The sequence below is a fragment of the Desulfofundulus salinus genome (assembly GCF_003627965.1).
Taxonomy (GTDB): Bacteria; Bacillota; Desulfotomaculia; order Desulfotomaculales; family Desulfovirgulaceae; genus Desulfofundulus; species Desulfofundulus salinus.
On sequence record NZ_RBWE01000001.1, the window covers coordinates 916936 to 938423 of the forward strand.

Below are 21488 nucleotides of genomic sequence, written 5' to 3' on the forward strand. Positions count from 1 at the left end.
GAATACATCCTGGTGTGAATTACACACGCCGCCAAACTTCTACAGGGGTGCCTCGTAAGGGGTTTTGTGGAAGAATGAAGGTGGCGGAGGAATCAAAACCAGCAGGGGAGGAGGTGTATTGGGGTGGCGATTATTTCCATGAAGCAGCTCCTTGAGGCCGGGGTACATTTCGGGCACCAGACCCGGCGGTGGAATCCCAAAATGGCTCCGTACATTTTTACGGACCGGAACGGTATTTATATTATTGACCTGCAAAAAACCGTTCGCAAGATAGAAGAGGCCTACAACTTCGTGCGGAACCTGGCCGCCGAGGGTGGAACCATTCTCTTTGTGGGTACCAAAAAGCAGGCGCAGGAGTCGGTGAAGGAAGAAGCCGAACGGTGCGGGATGTTTTACGTGAACCAGCGCTGGTTGGGTGGCATGCTGACCAATTTCCAGACCATTCGCCGGCGTATCGAGCGCCTGCACGAACTGGAGCGCATGGAAGCCGACGGGACTCTGGCCGTCCTGCCGAAGAAGGAAGTGGCTGAACTCATGCATGAAAAGGAAAGGCTGCAGAAGTTTCTCGGCGGTATTAAGCATATGCGCAAATTGCCCGATGCCCTTTTTGTCATTGATCCCCGCAAGGAGCGCATTGCGGTGGCCGAGGCCCGGAAGCTCAAGATACCCATTGTGGCAATAGTGGATACCAACTGTGATCCCGACGAGATCGATTATGTGATTCCCGGAAACGACGATGCCATCAGGGCAGTGCGCCTGCTTACCAGCAAAATTGCCGATGCCGTTCTAGAGGGACGGCAGGGTGAGCAGGTTGCAGCAGCAGCGCAATAAAGGGTAGAGGTTTGGTGGGGGCCCCGCAAGAAATAATTGCTTACGGGGAACCCCTGCTTTTTTCTATTCTTTTTTGTTTGGCAAGCTTACATAATGGACATAATACTTTGAAGGAAAAATCTGGGATAAAAGGAGGCAGGAATTAACCAATGGCTGAAATAACAGCGGCAATGGTCAAAGAATTGCGCGAGCGTACCGGGGCCGGCATGATGGACTGTAAAAAGGCCCTTATGGAAACTAACGGGGACATGGAAAAGGCCGTGGACTTTTTACGGGAAAAGGGCCTGGCTGCCGCGGCCAAGAAGGCCGGGCGGATTGCCGCCGAGGGCGTGGTGGATGCCTACATCCACGGCGGGGGGCGCATTGGCGTCCTGGTGGAGGTAAACTGTGAAACCGACTTTGTGGCCAAGACCGACGAATTCCGGCTGTTCGTGCGGGATATCGCCATGCAGGTGGCCGCGGCCCGGCCGGAGTACGTGCGGCGCGAGGATGTGCCGGAACACGTGATTGCCCGGGAAAAGGAAGTCCTGGCGGCCCAGGCAGTCAATGAAGGAAAACCGGAGAAAGTGATCGAAAAAATCGTGCAGGGGCGACTGGATAAATTCTTTAAAGAGGTTTGCCTCCTGGAGCAGCCTTTTATTAAAAATCCCGATATTACCGTGCAGGAGCTTTTAAACGAGAAAATTGCCAAAATAGGCGAAAACATCGTCATTCGCCGCTTTACCCGGTATGAACTGGGTGAAGGCCTGGCCAAACGGCAGGATGATTTTGCGGAGCAGGTTGCGGCCATGACCAGGTCTTGAGGTTTAAAATTCCCGCCCCCTGGAAAGAGGATTTTACCTGGCACTGTAGAAATAAAACTGGGGAAAGTGGAGGTTCTACCATTGGCGCAAGCACCCAGGTACAAACGTGTGGTTTTGAAACTGAGCGGAGAGGCCCTGGCCGGCAACCAGGGCTATGGTATAGATCCCGATGTGGTCAAATCCATTGCCAGGCAGATTGATGAGCTTGTCCAGATGGGTGTGCAGGTGGCTGTTGTGGTCGGCGGTGGCAACATCTGGCGCGGTGTGGCCGGTAGCGCCAAGGGAATGGACCGGGCCACCGCCGATTACATGGGTATGTTGGCCACGGTGATCAATTCACTGGCTTTGCAGGATGCCCTGGAGAAACAGGGAGTGAATACCCGGGTCCAGACGGCCATCGAGATGCGGGAGGTGGCCGAACCCTACATTCGCCGGCGGGCCATCCGGCATCTGGAAAAGGGGCGGGTGGTCATCTTTGCGGCAGGAACCGGGAACCCCTATTTTTCCACGGATACTACCGCTGCTTTAAGGGCGGCTGAAATAGAAGCGGATGTTATTTTGATGGCCAAAAGGGTCAATGGCGTTTATGATTCAGATCCCTTAAAAAACCCCAATGCCCGGCGCTACGAGCGGCTTACATATATTGAGCTCCTCAATAAAGGGCTGGCCGTAATGGATGCCACGGCCACTTCATTATGCATGGATAACCGCATTCCCCTGGTGGTTTTTAACCTGAACCAGGAGGGAAACATTAAGCGGGCGGTGCTGGGAGAAAACGTTGGTACCTACGTCGGGGGTGAGTATGTTGGTTAATGCCAGAATTGCCGAGGCCGAAAATAATATGAAGAAAACCGTGGAACTGGTCAAAAAGGAATTTGCATCCTTAAGGACCGGTCGCGCCACTCCTGCCCTGCTGGATAAGGTGCTGGTCTCCTATTACGGCACCCCTACCCCGATCAACCAGCTGGCCACCATTTCCGTGCCGGAGCCGCGCCTTCTGGTTATTCAACCCTGGGACAAATCCATTTTACCGGAAATTGAGCGGGCTATTTTGAAGTCCGACCTGGGGATTACACCTACCAGCGATGGTACGGTCATTCGCCTGGCCATTCCCCAGTTAACCCAGGAACGCCGGGCCGAACTGGTGAAGGTGATCAAGAAGAAAGCGGAAGAGGGCCGCGTGGCCATTCGAAATATTCGCCGTGAACTTAACGATAAAGTCAAGCAGCAACAAAAAAATGGTGAAATTTCCGAAGACGAATTGCGCCGTGCTCAGGACGAGATTCAGAAACTTACGGATAAGTATATTAAGGAAATCGATCAGCTGGTAAGCATTAAGGAACAGGAGATTATGCAGGTCTAACGGTCATGGTCAAGGGGGAGCAAATACCCGATGTGCTGGCTCTGGAGGTAGAAGAAGCGTTTTCTTTGTGCCACTTGCTGGGCTGGCAGGTTCATGTGCAGACAACAGCTCCTCCCCGGGGGAATCCCCGGGGGCCACAGCGTGTTGTTCGCTTTACCGTCATCGCCCCCAGGAAAGGTGTGTTGACGGTGGCGCGGGAAGAAGCGGGAAAGGAGGTGTAATCCTTGGCCTATCGCATTACTGAAGAATGTTTGGCCTGCGGGACCTGTCTTGAGTCCTGCCCCAACGAAGCCATTATTGAAGGCGACACTTACAGAATTGACCCCGACAAATGCGAGAATTGCGGTACCTGTGTCGAGGCCTGTCCTACCGGAGCCATTATCGAAGAGTAATGGATAAAACCCCCTCTTCCGGAGGGGGTTGTTTTAGTCGGGTAATAGGGGGGGAACCCTTTGCTGAAAGACCTGGTGCGCGTTTTGCGGAGCGGCGGGAAAAGGAATTCTTCTTTAGAGGAAGAAAGGCTTTTAGCGCAGCTTGATTTGAACCGTCTGCCCCGTCATGTGGCCATTATTATGGATGGCAACGGCCGCTGGGCGCAAAAAAGGGGCTTGCCCAGAACCTGCGGCCACCGGGCCGGGGTGGAGTCGTTACGGGAAACGGTGCGTACCTGTGCCGAGCTGGGCATTGGCTACCTTACCGTTTACGCCTTTTCCACGGAAAACTGGAAGCGCCCCAGGGATGAAGTGGATGTATTGATGAATTTGCTGGTGGAATACCTGCACAAGGAAATAGAAGAATTATGTACCAATGGTATCCGCCTTCATCCCATTGGCCGCATACGAGAGTTGCCTTCCCATGCCCGAAAGGCCCTGGACATGGCCGTCTCCCGCACCAGGAACAACCAGAAGATGGTCCTCAACCTGGCCCTGAATTACGGTGGACGGGTCGAGCTGGTGGATGCCGTGCGGTCCATTGTAAAAGAAGCGCTGGACGGAAATCTTACCCCGGGGCAAATTGACGAATCCACCATTTCCAGTCACCTTTATACCGCCGGTCAGCCGGACCCGGACCTGTTGATTCGACCTTCCGGTGATTACCGGGTGAGCAACTTTCTACTGTGGCAGCTTTCTTACACCGAATTCTGGATGACCACCGTGATGTGGCCCGATTTTCGACGGGTGCACCTTTTGCAAGCCCTGGTGGATTTTCAGCGGCGGGAACGGCGCTTTGGTGGCCTGATTAGAGGTGAAAAAAGGTGCTCAGGCACAGAATCTTGAGTGCACTGGTGGGCATTCCCCTCTTCATTGCCGCCGTCTGGCACGGGAACCTGCCCCTTTTGGTGTTCACCGGGCTGCTGATGGTGCTGGCTGCCATAGAAATGGTTGCTCTGTTTCAGCGCTTAGATTTATATCCGCCCCACGGACTGGCTGTGTTGGGAAGTCTTTTCCTGCTTGGTAGCGCATATTTATACAGGGATGCGGGCCTGGGGGGAGCAATTGCACTGATACTATTTTTCATCCTGGTCTTCATGGCATTTCTTTATCCGGCATTTTCTCCGGTGGAAGGTGCCGTTACCCTGCTGGCTACCCTTTATATCGGTTTGTTCGTTTATATTTATCTCCTGCGCTTGTTGCCCAACGGCTGGATATGGTTGACCTTCACGCTGGTGGGCACCTGGACCAGTGATACCGTTGCTTATTTTATTGGAAAAAGGTGGGGACGGCGCCGGCTGGCGCCGGCTTTAAGCCCGGGCAAAACCGTAGAGGGGGCAGTGGGAGGTCTGGCGGGCAGCCTGCTGGCGGCAGTTGCTTTCGTGATCATTTACCCTTTTCTTCCCCGCGGTCCCCTGCTTCTTTTGGGGCTGCTTTTAGGGCTTGCGGCAGTCGTAGGGGACCTGGTGGAGTCAGCTTTTAAGCGGCAGGCGGGGGTAAAGGATGCCGGGGATATCATTCCCGGCCACGGGGGTATCCTCGATCGTTTTGACAGTATGCTCTTTACTGCTCCATTAGTATACTACTATGTGGGTATGTTTATAATAAGCTGAGGTGACTCGGGTGCCCAGGTCTTTACGGGTAGCTATCCTGCTCTCTACTGTTTTACTTTTTTATCTGGCCTGGAAATACATTATTCCTGAATTACTGGTCATTTTAAATTTCTTTTTGACCGTACTTACCCCCTTTATTTTGGCGGTAATTATTGCCGTACTCATTGAACCTATGGTACGCTTTCTTCATCAAGGTTGTCGCATCAACCGTTCGCTGGCTGTTGGCCTGTCCATGCTGGTGGTTATCGGCGGGGTGGGAGCTTTGTTAACCCTGCTGGTACTGCGCCTGGCGGTGGAGCTTTCCGAGCTGTCGGTGCGCCTTCCCCAGTACATGGGGCCTTTACAGGCGGAGATCAACCGGTGGGTGGAGCAGGGTAAAATCTTTTATTTTCAACTTCCGCCGCTGGTTACCGGGCGTATTCAAGAAAATATGGGCACCTTCACCGGCTGGCTTTCCCATGTGGCCGGCTCTTTGGCTGGCTCTCTGCTGCATTTAATTACTTCTCTGCCCAACGCGGTGCTGGCCATCGTGGTCGGTCTTATTGCTACCTATTTTATTAGCCGGGATTACCAGTTGATCATAAAACTGTGGTTAAAAACAGCTCCCGAGCCCTGGGGACAGCGGGTGGTGGAGGTAAGCCGCCAGGTCATGGGGGCTTCCTTCGGTTATTTGCGCGCCCAGTCTTTTTTGGTGACTCTGACGACCATCCAGAGCATTGTGGGGCTTTATATAATTGGAGCCAAGTATTCCCTGACTATTGGTTTACTGATTGGACTTTTTGATATCATTCCGGTGCTGGGACCGGCAACGATTTATATACCCTGGGCCATATGGTCCTTTATTACCGGTCAAATTACCTTTGGAGTGAAGCTGGTGGTGCTTTACCTGCTGGTTTGGGGGGTAAGGCAGACTCTGGAGGCCAGAGTGGTAGCGGCCAGCCTGGGGTTGCATCCCCTGGCCGTACTGGTGGCCATGTATGTGGGGTTGAAGGCCATTGGCGTGCTGGGCCTGGTTCTGGGCCCCCTGACCCTCATCGCCCTGCAGGCCGCCCTGGGCACCATCAAGCCCGTGAATCACAGGTAGGAGACGGATATTAACATGAAAGAGATTGTCATCCTCGGCAGTACCGGTTCCATTGGCCGGCAGGCCCTGGACGTGATCAGGCGGTTTTCCGATAAAATGCGTGTGGCCGGCCTTGCCGCCGGAAGCAACTGGCCCCTTATGGTTGAACAGATCCGGGAATTCCGTCCGCGGGTGGTTGCCCTGGCCCGGGAGGAGGAGGCCCGGGAATTGGAGCGGCACCTGCCCCCCGGGGACTTACCCGAGCTTTTCTGGGGTTCTGAAGGCCTGGAAACCGTGGCTACTTCCATAGACAGCGGAGTGGTTTTAAACGCCCTCACGGGAACCGTGGGGCTGGGTCCTACGGTGGCGGCACTAAAAAAGGGCCTGGATATTGCCCTGGCCAACAAGGAAACACTGGTAGCCGCGGGTGAGCCGGTCATGAAGCTTGCCCGGGAAAAGGGAGCCAGTATTTTACCGGTGGACAGCGAGCATTCGGCCATCTGGCAGTGTCTTGCCGGCCAGCCTCAAAACAGGGTGGGTAAGATTATCCTTACGGCTTCGGGGGGGCCTTTCCGCAAAGAACCGGCCGATCTTTCCCGGGTCACCGTAGACGAGGCCCTGGCTCATCCCAACTGGCGGATGGGTAAAAAGATTACCATAGACTCGGCCACCCTGATGAATAAGGGGCTGGAAGTGCTTGAGGCTCACTGGCTTTTTGCCGTGGATTATGATCAAATAGAAGTGGTGGTCCATCCCCAGAGTATTATCCACTCGATGGTGGAATTTGTCGATGGCTCGGTCATGGCCCAGCTGGGCTTGCCGGATATGCGCTTGCCCATCCAGTACGCCCTGTCTTACCCCGACCGCTGGCCCAATGAATTGCCCCGGGTGGACTGGCTTGCTTTAGGCGAACTCACCTTTGAACCGCCGGACACCAATCGCTTTCCCTGTCTGGCCCTGGCCTATGCCGCCGGTCGCACCGGCGGGACCATGCCGGCAGTGCTTAATGCCGCCAATGAGATCGCTGTGGAGGCTTTCCTGGCCGGCGAAATTGGTTTCACCGCCATTCCGCAGCTTGTGGCCGGGGTCATGGAGGAGCACGAGGTTATTCCCGAGCCCACTTTAGAAGAAATTCTGGCAGCGGACCAGTGGGCCCGCCGGACAGCGCGGGAAAAAGTAAGAGGGTGATGGCGATGCAGACATTCTGGGCCTCCATTCTGGTTTTCGGATTGCTGATTATTTTCCACGAACTGGGCCATTTCATTGCCGCCAAGCGAGTTGGCATCAAGGTTCATGAGTTCAGCGTGGGATTTGGCCCGAAGCTTTTAAGTATCCCCCGGGGGGAAACTGCCTACAACCTGCGCCTGTTTCCCCTGGGCGGCTTTGTGCGCATGGCGGGGATGGATCCCACGGAGGAAGTAGAGGACGAGGAAAAGAGTTATAAGAACAAGACCGTGGGCCAGCGGGCTGCCGTGATTGCGGCCGGTCCATTAATGAATTTTTTCCTGGCCGCCCTTTTGCTGATGGTTATCTTTATGGTCCATGGCTTTCCAACTCCTACCACCACCATCGGTAAACTGGTTCCCGGTCAACCCGCTGAAAATGCCGGGTTAAAACCTGGGGATCAGATCATTGCCATTAACGACCAGCCGGTAACGCGCTGGGAGGATATAACCCGTCTGGTAAATACCCATCCGGGGCAGCCCATTACCGTGACGGTGTTGCGGGATGGATGGAAGGAAAAGTTTAACCTGGTCACGGCCGTAAATGCCGAAGGGCAGGGTATGATCGGCATTTACCCCCGCCAGGAGATGCGTCCTCTGGGCCCCTTTGCGGCTCTGTACCGGGGAATGGAGTATACGGTACGCCTCAGCGGATTGATCCTGGAGTTTGTCGGCAGGATGATCGTGGGCCAGGCCCCGGCCGAGGTGGGTGGGCCGGTGCGCATTGTCCAGGAAATTCATACCGCCGTCCAGCTGGGGTTCTTTTACCTCCTGCAGCTGGCCGCCTTTTTAAGCATCAACCTGGGCCTGTTCAACCTTTTGCCCATTCCCGCCCTGGATGGCAGCAGGCTTCTTTTCCTGGCCCTGGAAGGGTTGAGGGGACGGCCGGTGGATCCTGCCAAGGAAAATTTTGTCCACCTGGTGGGCTTTGGCTTGTTGCTACTCTTAATTATGGTCATCACATATAAAGATATATTGGGATTGCTCTAACGGGGGGAGGTCCGTGCAGCGAAGACACACACGCCCCATCTATCTCGGTGGGGTGCAGGTAGGGGGAGAGGCGCCCGTTTCGGTGCAGTCCATGACCAATACCGATACCCGGGATGTCCAGGCCACCCTGGACCAGATCGACAGGCTGGTCCAGGCGGGCTGTGAAATTGTGCGGGTGGCCGTACCCGATCAACAGGCGGCCCGGGCACTAAAAGAAATCAAGGCCAGGTGTCCCATCCCATTGGTGGCTGATATTCATTTTGACTACCGCCTGGCCCTGGCGGCCCTGGAAAGCGGTGTGGATGGCCTGCGCATTAATCCGGGCAATATCGGGGGCCGGGAAAGGGTGGCCGCCGTTGTGGATGCCGCCCGGAAAAGAAAGGTCCCCATCCGCATTGGGGTTAATGCCGGATCCCTGGAAAAAGACCTGCTAGCCGAGCATGGTGGACCAACCCCCCGGGCCATGGTGGAGAGTGCCCTGCGGCATATCCGGTTGCTTGAAGAAATGGATTACCGGGAGATCAAGGTTTCCTTAAAGGCGTCCGATGTACCGGTGATGCTTGAGGCCTACCGCTTGCTGGCCCGGGAAGTGGATTATCCCTTTCATGTGGGCGTAACCGAGGCCGGAACTGTCCGCTCCGGAACAATCAAATCGGCCGTGGGTATCGGGGCGCTGCTGGCCCAGGGAATTGGCGACACCATCCGGGTGTCCCTTACCGGGGATCCGGTAGAGGAGGTACGGGTGGGCTATGAAATTTTAAAGGCCCTGGGCTTGCGCCGGCGGGGAATCGAGCTTATTTCCTGCCCCACCTGCGGGCGGACGTGTATCGACCTGGAGCGCATTGCCCTGGAGGTCGAGGAGCGCCTTTCCTGGGTGGACAAACCTTTAAAGGTCGCCGTCATGGGTTGCGCGGTAAACGGCCCCGGGGAGGCCAGCCACGCCGACGTGGGCATTGCCGGGGGGAAGGGGATTGGTATTCTCTTCCGGGGCGGCCACATTGTGGAACGTGTTCCTGAAAAAGACCTGGTGGACGCCCTGGTACGGGAAGTGGAAAACATTTTATCGGAGAAATGAGAGTAAGGGGGACTTACATAAGTGCGTGTCAGTCAGTTGTTTTTGCCTACTTTAAGGGAAGTGCCGGCTGAAGCAGAGGTGGTGAGCCACCAGTTATTGCTGCGGGCCGGATTCATCCGCAAGGCGGCGGCGGGAGTGTATACCTTTTTGCCCCTGGCCTGGCGGGTAATTAAAAAGATAGAGCAAATTATCCGGGAAGAGATGGATCGCCAGGGCGGCCAGGAAATTATGATGCCCATCATCCAGCCGGCGGAACTCTGGCAGGAGTCCGGCCGTTGGGACGTATACGGCCCGGAACTGTTCAGGTTGAAGGACCGGCACGGGCGGGATTTCTGCCTCGGCCCGACCCATGAAGAAATTGTAACGGTCCTGGTACGGCAGGAGGTCAACTCCTACCGCCAGCTGCCCCAGCTGCTTTACCAGATCCAGAACAAATACCGGGATGAACGGCGTCCCCGTTTTGGCCTGTTACGGGGACGGGAATTTATAATGAAGGATCTCTATTCATTCGACCGGGATGAAGCCGGCCTGGAGATAAGCTATCAAAAAATGTACGAGGCCTACACCCGGGTGTTCACCCGCTGCGGGTTGAAGTTTCGCCCGGTGGAAGCCGATTCCGGCGCCATTGGCGGCAACGATACCCACGAATTTATGGTGCTGGCCGATTCCGGGGAGGCTTTAGTGGTTTTTTGCCCGGATGAGTCATGTGGTTATGCGGCCAATGTGGAGCGGGCCACTTCGCCGGTGCAGCATGGCGTAACCGTTGAGGAAATGCCGCGGCCCCTGGAGACAGTGGATACCCCTGGTATGCACACGGTGGAACAGGTAACCGGTTACCTGGGAGTGGATGCCCGCCGCCTGATCAAAACCCTTCTTTACCAAACGGAAAAGGAAGTGGTGGCCGCCCTGGTGCGGGGTGACCGGGAAGTAAACGAGGTTAAGCTGCAAAAGGTCCTGGACGTGCTGCGCCTGGAGCTGGCCGATGCGGCCACCGTGGAAAGGATCACCGGGGCTACGGTGGGTTACGCCGGCCCGGTTGGCCTGCAAGATGTCCGGCTGGTAGCCGATGAAGAGGTCATGTTGCTGGTTAATGCCGTTGCCGGGGCCAACCGGGATGATGCCCACCTGGTCAATGTAAATCCGGGACGCGATTTTACTCCCCAGGTGGTAGCGGATATACGTGAGGTGCGGGCCGGGGATCCCTGCCCCAAGTGCGGTGCACCCCTCAAGGAAACCCGCGGTATTGAGGTAGGACAAATTTTCAAGCTGGGAGACAAATACAGCCGCGTTTTGGGAGCCACCTACCTGGATGAGCACGGCCAGAGCCGGACCATGATCATGGGTTGTTACGGCATTGGCGTAACCAGGACCATGGCAGCGGCCGTGGAGCAAAACCACGATGAAAACGGGATCATCTGGCCGGTGTCCATCGCTCCCTTCCATGTAGTGGTGGTTCCGGTGAACCACAGGGATGAACAGCAGATGAGCCTGGCCGAAGAGGTTTACCGGGAGCTGGAGGCCAACGGGATAGAAGTGGTCCTGGACGACCGTCCGGAACGGGCGGGGGTAAAGTTCAAAGATGCGGATCTGGTGGGTTACCCTCTGCGCATTACTGTGGGCAACCAGGCTGTCCAAACAAGGGAGCTGGAGGTGCGCTACCGGGCTAGCGGGGAAACCCGGCTGGTGCCGCGGGAGCGGATTACCGATCATGTCCGGGAGTTTATTGCCCAGGCTTAGAGGGGATGATTATGGCTATCCTTGAACGGGTGGTCATTTTGTCGGTAACGGCCGGCACGGGTCATATGCGGGCGGCTCATGCCTTAAGAGAGGCCATTCAACAAAGCAACCCGGCCGCAGAAGTAATTGTCCTGGACACCTTCCGGTATACAAGCCCTTTTTTAGAAAAGGTGATTTTGGGCACCTACATGGAAATGCTCAAAATCACCCCGGTGGTTTATGGCTACCTTTACCGTCAGGCAGAACGGGGTCAACCCCTTTCAGGATTTGCCAAGCAGGAATTCAACCGCATCCTGAACAAATTGACCGCCCCCAAACTGGTTAAGTTTTTGAATCAAACCCGCCCCCAGCTGGTGGTTTGTACCCACCCCTTTCCCGTGGGCATTTTAGACCGGCTGAAAAGCCAGGGCCTTTTCCGGGTGCCGGTTATGGCCACCATTACCGATTTTACCGTCCATTCCTTCTGGATCTTTCCCGATGTGGATGCTTACGTGGTGGCCAGCGAAGACTTAAGGGAGCCCTTTGCGGAGTTTGGCATTCCCCTGGAGCGGGTACACGCAACGGGGATCCCCATAGACCCCGCCTTTGCCCGGCCGGTGGATCGCTTGAGCATCCAGCAGAAGCTTAACCTGGACCCTTGCCGCCCCACCGTGCTGGTAATGGGAGGCGGTTTGGGTTTGGGCCCTCTAGCCGAAGCGGTGCAATACCTGGGGAACGGCCCCGTACCCTGCCAGTTGCTGGTGGTTGCCGGGTACAATGAACAGCTGCGGAAACGGCTGTTGCAGCTGGCCGGGTCCAACTGCCACCCCACCAGGGTTTTTGGTTTTGTCGAGAATATCCACGAGCTTATGTCGGTGGCCCATATCATGGTGGGCAAGGCCGGCGGATTAAGTTGTGCCGAGGCCCTGGCGAAAGGCATACCCATATTTATTGTGGATCCCCTGCCGGGTCAGGAGGAACGCAATACCGAATATCTCTGCCGGGCCGGTGCCGCGGTACAGGTGAACAGGGTCCAGGACCTGGGCCGGGAGATTCTGTCCTGTCTTTTAGATAAAAGGCGTCTTTGGGATATGTCGGCGGCGGCTACGCGTCTTGGTAAGCCCCATGCCGCCGGGGAGGCAGTGGAATTAATGAAAAGGATTTTACAAAAGGACGTCCTGGCCGCGGTCCGGGAGCAGTAGTGGTGTGTTTGACGGTGGCGGGGGGATAGAGTGTGTTAACGGAAAAGGAAATTATCTTGCGGTTGGTACTGGCGGTCGTCCTGGGGGGAATGATCGGCCTGGAACGGGAAAGGCTGTACGTTTCCATCCGTACCTATTCGGCGGGCTTTCGCACCCATATTCTGGTTTGTGTGGGGTCTGCCCTGGCCATGGTGGTATCGGAGGGCCTTCATTACCAGTTTAAGGGTGATGCGGCCCGGGTGGCCGCCCAGGTAGTCAGCGGCATCGGTTTTCTCGGTGCCGGAGCCATCCTGCGGGAAGGCCCCCTGGTGCGCGGGCTGACCACCGCCGCCAGTTTGTGGGTGGTGGCCTGTGTCGGCCTGGCGGCAGGGGGCGGGTTTTACCTGGCGGCCACTCTGGGTACCGTCCTGGTTCTATTTGCCCTGGTCATTTTGGGGGCCATTGAAGATTATGTGCGCAAAAGACACCAGGCGGATGTATTGAATCTTGTGGTGGCCAGTGCCCCCGAGGACATCCAGAGGGTGGGGGCGTTGCTGGATGAATTTGGTCTTATAGTTAAAAATATTGAAGTCGAAAAAATGGGTGATGGAGATCGTCAGTTACTGGAAATCACCGTCCAGTTCCGCCCCCGTGTCAATCGCGTGTTGATACTGAACAAGCTGGCCTCTTTGCCGGGGGTGTACCGGGTCGAACACCGCCACAGTTAAAACCCTTGCCAGCCACTGTTTTCTGTGGTATACTTTGATTTGGTTTATGTTCCGTCGCCTTTTGTCAGCAACAGGAGTGGGTAACACCCACTCTTTCGTCTTATAATATACAGATACAACCTTAATCGATTAAGAGGAGGAAATGGCCGTGGTTAAAAACAAGGTAGTGGCGACAGTGGAGGAACTGGCCACACCGCTGGTAACCGGCTTGGGGTTAGAGCTGGTCGACGTGGAATATGTGAAGGAGGGGGGGCGCTGGTACCTGCGCATTTTCATTGATAAGCCCGGGGGAGTAACGCTGGATGACTGTCAGGCGGTGTCCGAAAGCCTGGATCCCCTTTTGGATGAGGTAGATCCCATCCCCCATTCATATCACCTGGAAGTTTCTTCCCCCGGCATCGAGCGGCCATTAAAGAAGCCTGCCGATTTTGAGCGCTTCTCGGGCCACCGGGTGCAGCTTACCACCTTTACCCCCCAGGACGGGCAAAGAAAGTTTACTGGCCGCCTGGAGGGTTTAGAGGACCAGATGGTGGTGCTTACCCTGGATGACGGGCAGGAACGGCGCATCCCCTTCCCCGAGGTGGCAACGGCACGACTAAAAGCAAGTTGGCTCTAGGAGGCAGGCGAGATGAACACCGAAATTTTGACAGCCGTAAAGGAACTGGAAAAAGAAAAGGGCATTTCGGCCGAGGTTCTTTTTGAGGCCCTTGAAGCGGCCTTGCTTTCCGCGTACCGGCGCAACTTTGGTTCCCTGCAAAATGCCCGGGTGATTGTTGACCGCCAGACAGGGGATTTCAAGGTTTATTCCCAGCGTACGGTGGTGGAGGAAGTGACCGACCCCCGGCTGGAGATTTCCCTCGAGGAGGCCCGGAAAATCGACCCCCGCTACCAGGTGGGGGATGTGATTGAAAAAGAGGTCACTCCCCGCAACTTCGGCCGGATAGCCGCCCAAACGGCCAAACAGGTGGTGGTCCAGCGGATCCGGGAAGCGGAGCGCAACATAGTGTACGAGGAATTTGCCAGCCGGGAAGGGGATATCGTTACCGGGATTGTCCAGCGGGTGGAACAAAAGAATGTCTACATCAGCCTGGGCCGGACGGAAGCCATTTTAACCCCGCCGGAGCAGATGCCCGGGGAAGAATACCGTCCCGGAAACCGGATCAAAACCTACGTGGTGGAAGTGCGCAAGACCACAAAGGGGCCGCAGATACTGGTTTCCCGTACCCATCCGGGCCTGTTAAAACGGCTTTTGGAGCTGGAGGTGCCGGAACTCCAGGAAGGGTTGGTGGAGTTAAAGGCTATTGCCCGGGAAGCCGGCTACCGGTCCAAAATCGCCGTTTATTCCCGGGAGGAAAAACTGGATCCGGTGGGAGCATGTGTGGGTCCCAAGGGCATGCGCATCCAGGCGATTGTTAACGAGCTAAACGGGGAAAAAATTGACGTGATTAAGTGGAATCCCGATCCTTCTAAATTTGTGGCCGCGGCCTTAAGCCCGGCCAAAGTGGTGGCGGTGGAGATCTGGGAGGAAGAAAAAATTGCCCGGGTGATTGTGCCGGATTACCAGCTTTCCCTGGCCATTGGCAAGGAGGGTCAAAATGCCCGCCTGGCGGCCAAGCTCACCGGGTGGAAGATAGATATCAAGAGCGAATCCCAGATGCAGGAGATATACGCCCAGGAGTACAGCGAGTACTATGGTGATGACAATGTCCTGTAATTTTGCAAAGACCGCAACAAGCCAGGGTGCGCTTTTTTCGCGACAACCGAAGAGCGGGCGGCGACCGGACCGGCTGTGTAAATTTATAATATTGTGGGCATCAGGAAGGTGATCCATTTGCCCAGGGTAAAAAAGGTGCCTCAGCGGATGTGTGTGGGCTGCCAGGAAATGAGACCAAAGAAAGAATTAATCCGGGTGGTGCGTACTCCACAGGACACCGTTGAGATTGATCCTACAGGCAAGCGTTCCGGGCGCGGAGCCTACATCTGCCCCCGGCGGGAGTGCTTGCAAAAGGCCGTTAAAGGCAAGCGGTTGGAGAAGGCCCTGCAGCGTTCCATTGCCCCGGAAATCATCCAGTCCCTGGCCGAGGGATTGCAGGAATGAGGGGCGGGGGAGTAACGCAGCTGCTTTTTCTGGCCCGGCGTGCCGGGCGCATCGTTGGGGGGGATAGGGCGGTACGCGCCGCCATCCAGCGGGGTTACGCCAGACTGGTGCTTCTGGCCACCAATGCTTCCGGGCGTACCAAAAGGACCTTTTTGTTTTTGACCCGTTCTATGGGGGTTCCCGTGGTTACCTGGGGACTAAAAGAAGAATTGGGTCGTATCTTGAACCGGGCTACCTGTGCCGTCATGGCCGTTACCGATGAAAACTTTTCCCAGGGGATTTTAAAACATTTAGAAAGGGGAGATAGTGGCTAGTCGTTAGTTGTTAGTCGTTGGTGGTTGGTGGCGACTGACAGCTGCAACTGACGACTGATGACTAACCACCAGCCACCCACTCTGGAGGTGTTTGCATGGTCAAAAAACGAGTCCACGAACTGGCCAAAGAACTGAACATAGAAAGTAAGGAGCTGATGCAAAAGCTTAGTAATATGGGCATTTCAGTGAAATCACCCCTCTCCACCCTGCAGGATGCGGAGGTGGAGCGGGTGCTGGCCGAGTTAAAGGGCGGGAATGAAAAAGTGGTGAACAATAAAGGTGGAAGCCAGCAGGCCCAGGCACCGGCGGCCCAGGCACAGGCCAGGGCGGATAAGCCTAAGGAGGGCAAAAACAATCATAAAAAACGGCACGCGGAACGCCCCCGGCACCAGCAGGACGCCCGACGCTATGACCGCGGGCCGGGGCTGGTGGACCGGGTACCCTCCCGTCCTCCGGACCGGCGTTTTCAGGAGCGCCCGTTGAAGGTGGAACCGCCCCAACCCCAGCCAAGGGCTCAGCAACCCCAACAGGTCCAGCAGCCCGCCAACAAGGTGCAGCAGCCTGCTGCCCGCGGTAGAATGCCTGCCGAAAGAAAGACCCAGGCCGCCCCTCCCCAGGGTGAAGCGACCGGGCGCCAGCCGGCCAAAACAAGGCCTGAACATTTAAAGGTGCCCAAAGTTCCGCAGGAAATTAAGGCCGTTAGCGAAAAGGTGCGGTCCGATAAAACCCGGGGGGAAAAGAAACAGGAAAAACAACATACCGCCCGGGCCCGGGACAGGAAAGAGCTCCTGGATGAAACCCTGGTCGACCGCAAGTTGCGGCCCCTGACCAGCCAGAAAAAGAAAACGGCGCCCAGGGAGCCGGAACCCAAACCTGTGGTGGAGAAAAAGCCCATTGTTATTGGCGAATCCATTACGGTGAAGGAACTGGCCGAAAAGATGAAGAAGAGCCCGGCCGAGGTAATTAAGAAACTAATGATGCTGGGTGTGCTGGCCACCATCAACCAGGAAATTGATGCCGATACCGCCACTATCCTGGCCCAGGAATTGGGTTTTGAAGTGGAAGTCAAGGTGGAACAGGATGTCGAGGCTCTCTTCATGCAGGAGCCGGAAGATGATCCCGCCGATTTACAGCCGCGCCCTTGTGTGGTTACGGTTATGGGCCACGTGGATCACGGGAAAACTTCCCTGCTGGATGCTATTCGCGAGACCAATGTTACCGCCACGGAAGCCGGTGGGATTACCCAGCATATCGGTGCCTATCAGGTAGAGCATAATAATAAAAAGATTACCTTTCTGGACACCCCGGGTCATGAAGCTTTTACCGCCATGCGTGCCCGGGGAGCCAGGGTCACGGATATCGCCATTTTAGTGGTGGCGGCAGACGACGGGGTAATGCCCCAAACCGTAGAAGCCATCAACCATGCCAAAGCTGCAGGCGTACCCATTATAGTGGCCATCAACAAGATCGACCGGCCCGATGCCAATCCCGACCGGGTTAAACAGCAGCTTACCGAGTACGGTCTGGTGGCTGAAGAATGGGGCGGCGACACGGTGATGGTTCCCGTCAGCGCCAGGACACGCCAGGGGTTGGAAGATCTCCTGGAAATGATTCTGCTGGTGGCCGAAATGCAGGAATTAAAGGCCAATCCCAACCGTCCCGCCAGGGGAACGGTGATTGAGGCCGAACTGGATAAGGGGCGAGGTCCGGTGGCCACGGTGCTGGTGCAAAACGGCACGCTCTCGGTGGGCGATAACCTGGTGGCGGGTACGACCTGGGCGCGGGTGCGGGCCATGATGGACTATAAAGGCCGGCGGGTGAAAAAGGCGGGTCCTTCCACGCCGGTAGAGGTCCTTGGTTTTTCGGAAGTACCCCAGGCCGGCGACCAGTTTTTTGTAGTGCCTGATGAAAAGACCGCCCGTCAAATAGCCGAAAAGCGGGCCAACCGCAAGCGCGAAGAGGAATTTAAGGCCGCCATGCCCCGGGTTTCCCTGGACGCCCTCTTTAACCAGATTAAAGAAGGCCAGGTTAAGGAACTGCGGGTGATCATCAAGGCCGATGTACAGGGTTCGGCCGAGGCGTTGAAACAGGCCCTCGAGCGTCTATCCACGGAAGAAGTAAAGGTAAACATCATCCACCAGGGTGTGGGGGCAATCACCGAAACGGACATCATGCTTGCTTCGGCTTCCAACGCCATTATCATCGGCTTTAACGTACGTCCCGATGTTAACGCCCGCCGCGTGGCTGAGAAAGAAAAGGTGGATATCCGCCTCTACCGGGTAATTTACGATGCCATCGAAGACGTCAAGGCGGCCATGAGCGGTCTTTTGGAGCCCGAGTACCGGGAAGTGATCCTTGGCCGGGCCGAAGTACGGAAAACCTTTAAGATTTCTAAAGTGGGCACCATTGCCGGCTGTTACGTGACCGATGGCAAAATTGTCCGGGATGCCGGCGTCAGGGTCATCCGGGATGGTGTGGTTATTTATGAAGGCAAGCTGGATTCCTTAAAACGGTTCAAGGACGACGTCCGGGAAGTGATGCAGGGCTACGAATGCGGCCTCGCCCTGGAAAAGTATAATGAGATCAGGGAGGGCGATATCATCGAGGCCTTTACCATGGAAGCGGTAAAAAGGGAACTGGCCTAGCAGGGTGAACGGGGAGGTGCGGATTGTGCCCTATCGTCCGGAACGGTTGGCCGAAATCATTAAGAAAGAAGTATCGGACATGCTACGGGATGAACTTAAGGATCCGCGCATCGGTTTTGTCACCATTACCGGGGTCGAGGTATCGCCTGACCTGCGCTATGCCAGGATCTTTTTCAGTGTCCTGGGTTCGGAGGAGGAGGCTAAAGCTTCCCTTGAAGCTTTAAATCGCGCCCGGGGCTACGTGCGCAGTGAACTGGGGCGGCGGATCCGCTTGAGATATGCCCCGGAAATTTCCTTTAAGCTGGATCCTTCCATCCAGCGGGGTATCCGGGTGATGGAGCTGCTGCATGACGTGAAAGAACGGGGTGCCGCGGGTGATGACTAGCCTGGGTACAATAGCAGAATGCCTTAAAAAGTCCAGGCGGGTAGTTTTAAGCGGGCACGTCATGCCCGACGGGGACTGCCTGGGTTCGGTAGCGGCCCTTGGCCTCGGTCTTTTAAAATTGGGCAAGGAAGTAACCCTGGCCAGTCCCGATCCCCTGCCCGAGCTATACCACTTTCTTCCCGGGGCGGACCGCTTTCTCATCGGGGAGCAGGCCTTGAAGGGGGATTATGATACCTTTGTGGTCCTGGATAGTTCCGTGCCCGAGCGGCTGGGCCCGTTAAAAGATCTGCTTTTTCGCGATTTGGTGGTCTGTATCATTGACCATCATGTGGGCAAACACGATTTTGGTCACCACGTCTATGTCGATCCGAAAGCGGCGGCAACCGGTGAAATTATCCAGGACCTTTTGGATTTGCTGCAGGTACAGCCGCAGGTGGAGATAGCCAGCTGCCTTTATACGGCCATTGTTACCGATACCGGTTCCTTTCGTTACCAGAACACTACCCCCCTCACCCACCGCCGGGTGGCCAGGCTCATGGACGAAGGGGTTGATGCTGCCCGGCTGAATGTATTGTTGTTTGAACAGAAATCCCTTTTACACCTGCGGGTTCTCCAGGCGGCCCTGCAGACGCTGGATCTTACCCCCTGTGGACGGGTAGCCTGGATGAGCGTTACCCGCGAAACACTTGATAGTTTGGGAGCCCGGGAGGAGCATACCGACGGGCTCATCGACTATGTGCGTTCCCTGCGCGGGGTGGAGGTGGCCCTGTTGTTTCGGGAAATTGTTCCCGGCCGCTGGAAGGTAGGTTTACGCTCCCGGGGGCGGGTGGATGTGCAGCGCGTAGCCTCCCGGTTTAACGGCGGGGGCCACCTCCGGGCTGCAGGAGCGGTGGTGGAAGGAGAAGGAGGGGTGATCACCAAAAGGGTGGTAGAGGCCGTCCTGAAAGCGATGCAGGAGGAGTAAAATGGATGGTATTTTGAATATTTTAAAGCCGCCCGGGATGACCTCCCATGATGTGGTGGCCTTTATCCGGCGCCTGGTTGGTGGTGAGAAGACGGGTCATACCGGCACCCTCGACCCGGGGGCGGCGGGGGTGCTGCCGGTATGCGTGGGGCGGGCCACCCGGGTAATCCAGTTTCTTCCCGGTGATAAGGAATACCGGGCGGAAATTACCTTTGGCCGGGCTACTTCTACCGGCGATGCCTTTGGGGAAGTGGTTTACCGGGGCGATGCCACAACACTAACCAGCGGGGCGTTAGAAGAAGCTTTGCGGGCCTTTGTGGGAGAAATCATGCAGGTTCCGCCCATGACTTCGGCGGTCCGTTACCAGGGTAAAAAGCTTTATGAGCTGGCCCGGCAGGGAGTGGAGGTGAAACGACAGCCTCGACGGGTAAATATTTATTCCCTGCGGTTGGTGCGCATGGATCGCGCAGGTACACCTCATCCCCGGGCGCTGGTAGATGTGGCCTGTTCCGCCGGAACATACATACGCACATTGTGCGCCGATTTGGGACAACTATTGGGGTGCGGGGCGTATATGAGTTTTCTTTTACGCACCAGGGCGGGCGCTTTTTCCATAGATAAAGCACTTACCCTGGAAGAAGTGGAGGAATGTGCCCGGCAGGGTACGCTTTTAAGTAAGCTGGTGAAAGTGGAGCAGGCGCTGGAGCATTTGCCCTGCATATATGTCCGGCCGGGGGCAGTGGATCGGGTTAAGTCCGGCAGCCCTTTATACTGGCCGGGTGTGGCCACAGCACCCGATTTTTTGCAGGAAGGCCAGCTGGTTAGACTGTGTACCGACCGGGCTATTTTGGCTGTGGCCAGGTCAGTGGCCGACCCGAAACGGCCGGGGTACTACCAGTTTCAACCTGTAAGGGTGTTAATTTAATACATACATCTTAATACATACATCCTATGTGTAGCCACGGGGGCTTGATGGACTGTGAAAGTTTACGAAACATGGGAAGGACTGCGAAACCAATACGCAAATTTAATGGTCGGCCTGGGGAACTTCGATGGAGTACACCTGGGACACCGGCAGTTAATTTGCAAAATGGTGGCCGCGGCCCGTGAAAAGAAAGCCACGCCGGCAGTTTTTACCTTTCATCCCCATCCCCTGGCGGTGTTAGATCCGGAACATGCCCCCCCTTTGCTGCTTACCCCCCACGCCAAGGAAAGGATCATGTGCCGCCTGGGCGTGGAAGTTTTGCTGCGCGTTCCCTTTACTGCCGGGTTTGCCCGGATTGGTCCGCGGGAGTTTATTGAAGAGGTATTATACCGGGGATTGGGTGTAAAAGCCGTTTTCGTGGGTTATAACTATACCTTCGGCTACCGGGGGGAGGGTACTCCCGAACTTTTAAAGGAATACAGTCACAAGTACGGGTTCGAAGTACATGTGGTACCTCCGGTGACTGTGGACGGCCAGGTGGTCAGCAGCACGCTGATCCGTAGCCTGTTGCTGGCCGGGGAAGTTACAAAGGCCGCTCACTTCATGGGTTACTATCCCTTTGTGGAAGGCCAGGTGGTAACCGGGGACCGGCGGGGAGCAACTTTGGGCTTTCCCACCGCGAATTTAAATCCCGAGGAGGGGCTTTTGGTACCGGCCAACGGGGTTTACTCGGTGGAGGTGGAGGTGGATGGTGATCGCTTCCTGGGCGTAGCGAACATTGGTACCAAACCCACCTTCAACACTCGAAATGTCCGTCCCAACATCGAGGTCCACCTGCTTGATTTTCAGGGAAACCTTTACGGGCAGTGGATTCTCGTGCGCTTCAGGCGCCGCCTGCGGGAAGAGAGACGGTTTGCCTCCGTGGCCGAGCTGGTAGCCCAGATCCAAAAAGACATCCACCAGGCCAGGATGGAATACGGCGGGGAACAAAGGTCATATAAATACAAGTAAAGTAAATATTCAGTAAAACCGTTATGAGGAGGATGCGGCGCTGTCCGGAGCGAACGACTTGCGAAGCGCCGGTAACAGCACCCGGTGAAGCGAGGCTACCGGCTCGGCTCTCGAGGACACATGATGAAC

At 56.1% G+C, this 21488-nt stretch carries 24 protein-coding genes; all 24 read left to right on the forward strand.

What is annotated here, in order from left to right; translation table 11 throughout:
* Positions 1-123 precede the first annotated feature (123 nt).
* The 24 genes from rpsB to D7024_RS04805 all read left to right on the forward strand — a co-directional run bounded on the left by rpsB (position 124) and on the right by D7024_RS04805 (position 21359).
* A complete protein-coding gene (rpsB, locus tag D7024_RS04690; RefSeq protein ID WP_121450746.1) occupies positions 124-831 on the forward strand; it encodes a 30S ribosomal protein S2 in 708 nt (235 codons plus the stop codon).
* 149 nt (positions 832-980) lie between these two features.
* Complete coding sequence (gene tsf / locus D7024_RS04695; protein ID WP_121450747.1) at positions 981-1634, forward strand: translation elongation factor Ts; 654 nt, start codon at positions 981-983, stop codon at positions 1632-1634.
* 81 nt (positions 1635-1715) lie between these two features.
* A complete protein-coding gene (gene pyrH / locus D7024_RS04700) occupies positions 1716-2447 on the forward strand; it encodes a UMP kinase (protein ID WP_013823596.1) in 732 nt (243 codons plus the stop codon).
* Positions 2437-2997, forward strand: a complete 561-nt coding sequence (frr, locus tag D7024_RS04705) for a ribosome recycling factor (RefSeq protein ID WP_207666892.1) — start codon at positions 2437-2439, stop codon at positions 2995-2997. Before pyrH ends, frr begins: the two co-directional genes overlap by 11 nt.
* 5 nt (positions 2998-3002) lie before the next feature.
* Complete coding sequence (locus D7024_RS04710) at positions 3003-3218, forward strand: hypothetical protein (RefSeq protein ID WP_243113693.1); 216 nt, start codon at positions 3003-3005, stop codon at positions 3216-3218.
* A 3-nt stretch (positions 3219-3221) separates the two neighbouring features.
* Entirely contained in the window at positions 3222-3389 is a 168-nt protein-coding gene (gene fdxA / locus D7024_RS04715) for a 4Fe-4S ferredoxin (RefSeq protein WP_121450749.1), read from the forward strand.
* A 60-nt stretch (positions 3390-3449) separates the two neighbouring features.
* The gene (gene uppS / locus D7024_RS04720) at positions 3450-4274 is read left to right on the forward strand and encodes an undecaprenyl pyrophosphate synthase (RefSeq protein ID WP_121450750.1); all 825 of its coding nucleotides are present in this window, start codon (positions 3450-3452) and stop codon (positions 4272-4274) included.
* A complete protein-coding gene (locus D7024_RS04725) occupies positions 4253-5041 on the forward strand; it encodes a phosphatidate cytidylyltransferase (RefSeq protein WP_243113694.1) in 789 nt (262 codons plus the stop codon). The genes uppS and D7024_RS04725 overlap by 22 nt, the downstream gene beginning before the upstream one ends.
* 10 nt (positions 5042-5051) lie before the next feature.
* Complete coding sequence (gene ytvI / locus D7024_RS04730) at positions 5052-6125, forward strand: sporulation integral membrane protein YtvI (RefSeq protein WP_121450751.1); 1074 nt, start codon at positions 5052-5054, stop codon at positions 6123-6125.
* Between the two features lie 15 nt (positions 6126-6140).
* On the forward strand, positions 6141-7292 hold the full coding sequence (locus D7024_RS04735) for a 1-deoxy-D-xylulose-5-phosphate reductoisomerase (protein WP_121450752.1): 1152 nt from the start codon (positions 6141-6143) through the stop codon (positions 7290-7292).
* A 5-nt stretch (positions 7293-7297) separates the two neighbouring features.
* Entirely contained in the window at positions 7298-8317 is a 1020-nt protein-coding gene (rseP, locus tag D7024_RS04740; RefSeq protein WP_121450753.1) for an RIP metalloprotease RseP, read from the forward strand.
* 13 nt (positions 8318-8330) lie between these two features.
* Positions 8331-9392, forward strand: coding sequence for a flavodoxin-dependent (E)-4-hydroxy-3-methylbut-2-enyl-diphosphate synthase (ispG, locus tag D7024_RS04745; protein ID WP_121450754.1), 1062 nt, complete (start codon positions 8331-8333; stop codon positions 9390-9392).
* Between the two features lie 21 nt (positions 9393-9413).
* The gene (locus D7024_RS04750; RefSeq protein WP_121450755.1) at positions 9414-11129 is read left to right on the forward strand and encodes a proline--tRNA ligase; all 1716 of its coding nucleotides are present in this window, start codon (positions 9414-9416) and stop codon (positions 11127-11129) included.
* A gap of 11 nt (positions 11130-11140) precedes the next feature.
* Positions 11141-12310, forward strand: a complete 1170-nt coding sequence (locus D7024_RS04755) for an MGDG synthase family glycosyltransferase (RefSeq protein WP_121450756.1) — start codon at positions 11141-11143, stop codon at positions 12308-12310.
* A gap of 32 nt (positions 12311-12342) precedes the next feature.
* Positions 12343-13017 carry an MgtC/SapB family protein gene (locus tag D7024_RS04760; protein WP_121450757.1) on the forward strand — a complete coding sequence of 225 codons (675 nt, stop codon included), beginning with the start codon at positions 12343-12345 and terminating at the stop codon, positions 13015-13017.
* Between the two features lie 148 nt (positions 13018-13165).
* Complete coding sequence (rimP, locus tag D7024_RS04765; protein WP_121452466.1) at positions 13166-13633, forward strand: ribosome maturation factor RimP; 468 nt, start codon at positions 13166-13168, stop codon at positions 13631-13633.
* A 12-nt stretch (positions 13634-13645) separates the two neighbouring features.
* On the forward strand, positions 13646-14731 hold the full coding sequence (gene nusA / locus D7024_RS04770) for a transcription termination factor NusA (RefSeq protein WP_121450758.1): 1086 nt from the start codon (positions 13646-13648) through the stop codon (positions 14729-14731).
* A 117-nt stretch (positions 14732-14848) separates the two neighbouring features.
* Complete coding sequence (rnpM, locus tag D7024_RS04775; RefSeq protein WP_121450759.1) at positions 14849-15115, forward strand: RNase P modulator RnpM; 267 nt, start codon at positions 14849-14851, stop codon at positions 15113-15115.
* Entirely contained in the window at positions 15112-15429 is a 318-nt protein-coding gene (locus D7024_RS04780) for a L7Ae/L30e/S12e/Gadd45 family ribosomal protein (RefSeq protein WP_121450760.1), read from the forward strand. Before rnpM ends, D7024_RS04780 begins: the two co-directional genes overlap by 4 nt.
* A 95-nt stretch (positions 15430-15524) precedes the next feature.
* Positions 15525-18074: a translation initiation factor IF-2 gene (gene infB, locus D7024_RS04785; protein ID WP_121450761.1), complete on the forward strand. Its 2550-nt coding sequence runs from the start codon at positions 15525-15527 to the stop codon at positions 18072-18074.
* Positions 18075-18099: 25 nt separating this feature from the next.
* The gene (gene rbfA, locus D7024_RS04790) at positions 18100-18459 is read left to right on the forward strand and encodes a 30S ribosome-binding factor RbfA (RefSeq protein WP_121450762.1); all 360 of its coding nucleotides are present in this window, start codon (positions 18100-18102) and stop codon (positions 18457-18459) included.
* Positions 18452-19423, forward strand: a complete 972-nt coding sequence (locus D7024_RS04795; protein WP_121450763.1) for a DHH family phosphoesterase — start codon at positions 18452-18454, stop codon at positions 19421-19423. The genes rbfA and D7024_RS04795 overlap by 8 nt, the downstream gene beginning before the upstream one ends.
* Position 19424: 1 nt before the next feature.
* Positions 19425-20348, forward strand: coding sequence for a tRNA pseudouridine(55) synthase TruB (truB, locus tag D7024_RS04800; RefSeq protein ID WP_121450764.1), 924 nt, complete (start codon positions 19425-19427; stop codon positions 20346-20348).
* 54 nt (positions 20349-20402) lie between these two features.
* Complete coding sequence (locus D7024_RS04805) at positions 20403-21359, forward strand: bifunctional riboflavin kinase/FAD synthetase (protein ID WP_121450765.1); 957 nt, start codon at positions 20403-20405, stop codon at positions 21357-21359.
* The last annotated feature ends 129 nt before the right edge of the window (positions 21360-21488 follow it).

What these genes read in the sequence shown, in the direction of transcription:
- infB (WP_121450761.1), top strand. Translation starts at nt 15,525, where the DNA reads ATGGTCAAAAAACGAGTCCACGAACTGGCCAAAGAACTGAACATAGAA.
- D7024_RS04780 (WP_121450760.1), top strand. Translation starts at nt 15,112, where the DNA reads ATGAGGGGCGGGGGAGTAACGCAGCTGCTTTTTCTGGCCCGGCGTGCC.
- rseP (WP_121450753.1), top strand. Translation starts at nt 7,298, where the DNA reads ATGCAGACATTCTGGGCCTCCATTCTGGTTTTCGGATTGCTGATTATT.
- D7024_RS04795 (WP_121450763.1), top strand. Translation starts at nt 18,452, where the DNA reads ATGACTAGCCTGGGTACAATAGCAGAATGCCTTAAAAAGTCCAGGCGG.
- D7024_RS04710 (WP_243113693.1), top strand. Translation starts at nt 3,003, where the DNA reads ATGGTCAAGGGGGAGCAAATACCCGATGTGCTGGCTCTGGAGGTAGAA.
- truB (WP_121450764.1), top strand. Translation starts at nt 19,425, where the DNA reads ATGGATGGTATTTTGAATATTTTAAAGCCGCCCGGGATGACCTCCCAT.
- nusA (WP_121450758.1), top strand. Translation starts at nt 13,646, where the DNA reads ATGAACACCGAAATTTTGACAGCCGTAAAGGAACTGGAAAAAGAAAAG.
- D7024_RS04735 (WP_121450752.1), top strand. Translation starts at nt 6,141, where the DNA reads ATGAAAGAGATTGTCATCCTCGGCAGTACCGGTTCCATTGGCCGGCAG.
- D7024_RS04755 (WP_121450756.1), top strand. Translation starts at nt 11,141, where the DNA reads ATGGCTATCCTTGAACGGGTGGTCATTTTGTCGGTAACGGCCGGCACG.
- frr (WP_207666892.1), top strand. Translation starts at nt 2,437, where the DNA reads ATGTTGGTTAATGCCAGAATTGCCGAGGCCGAAAATAATATGAAGAAA.
- tsf (WP_121450747.1), top strand. Translation starts at nt 981, where the DNA reads ATGGCTGAAATAACAGCGGCAATGGTCAAAGAATTGCGCGAGCGTACC.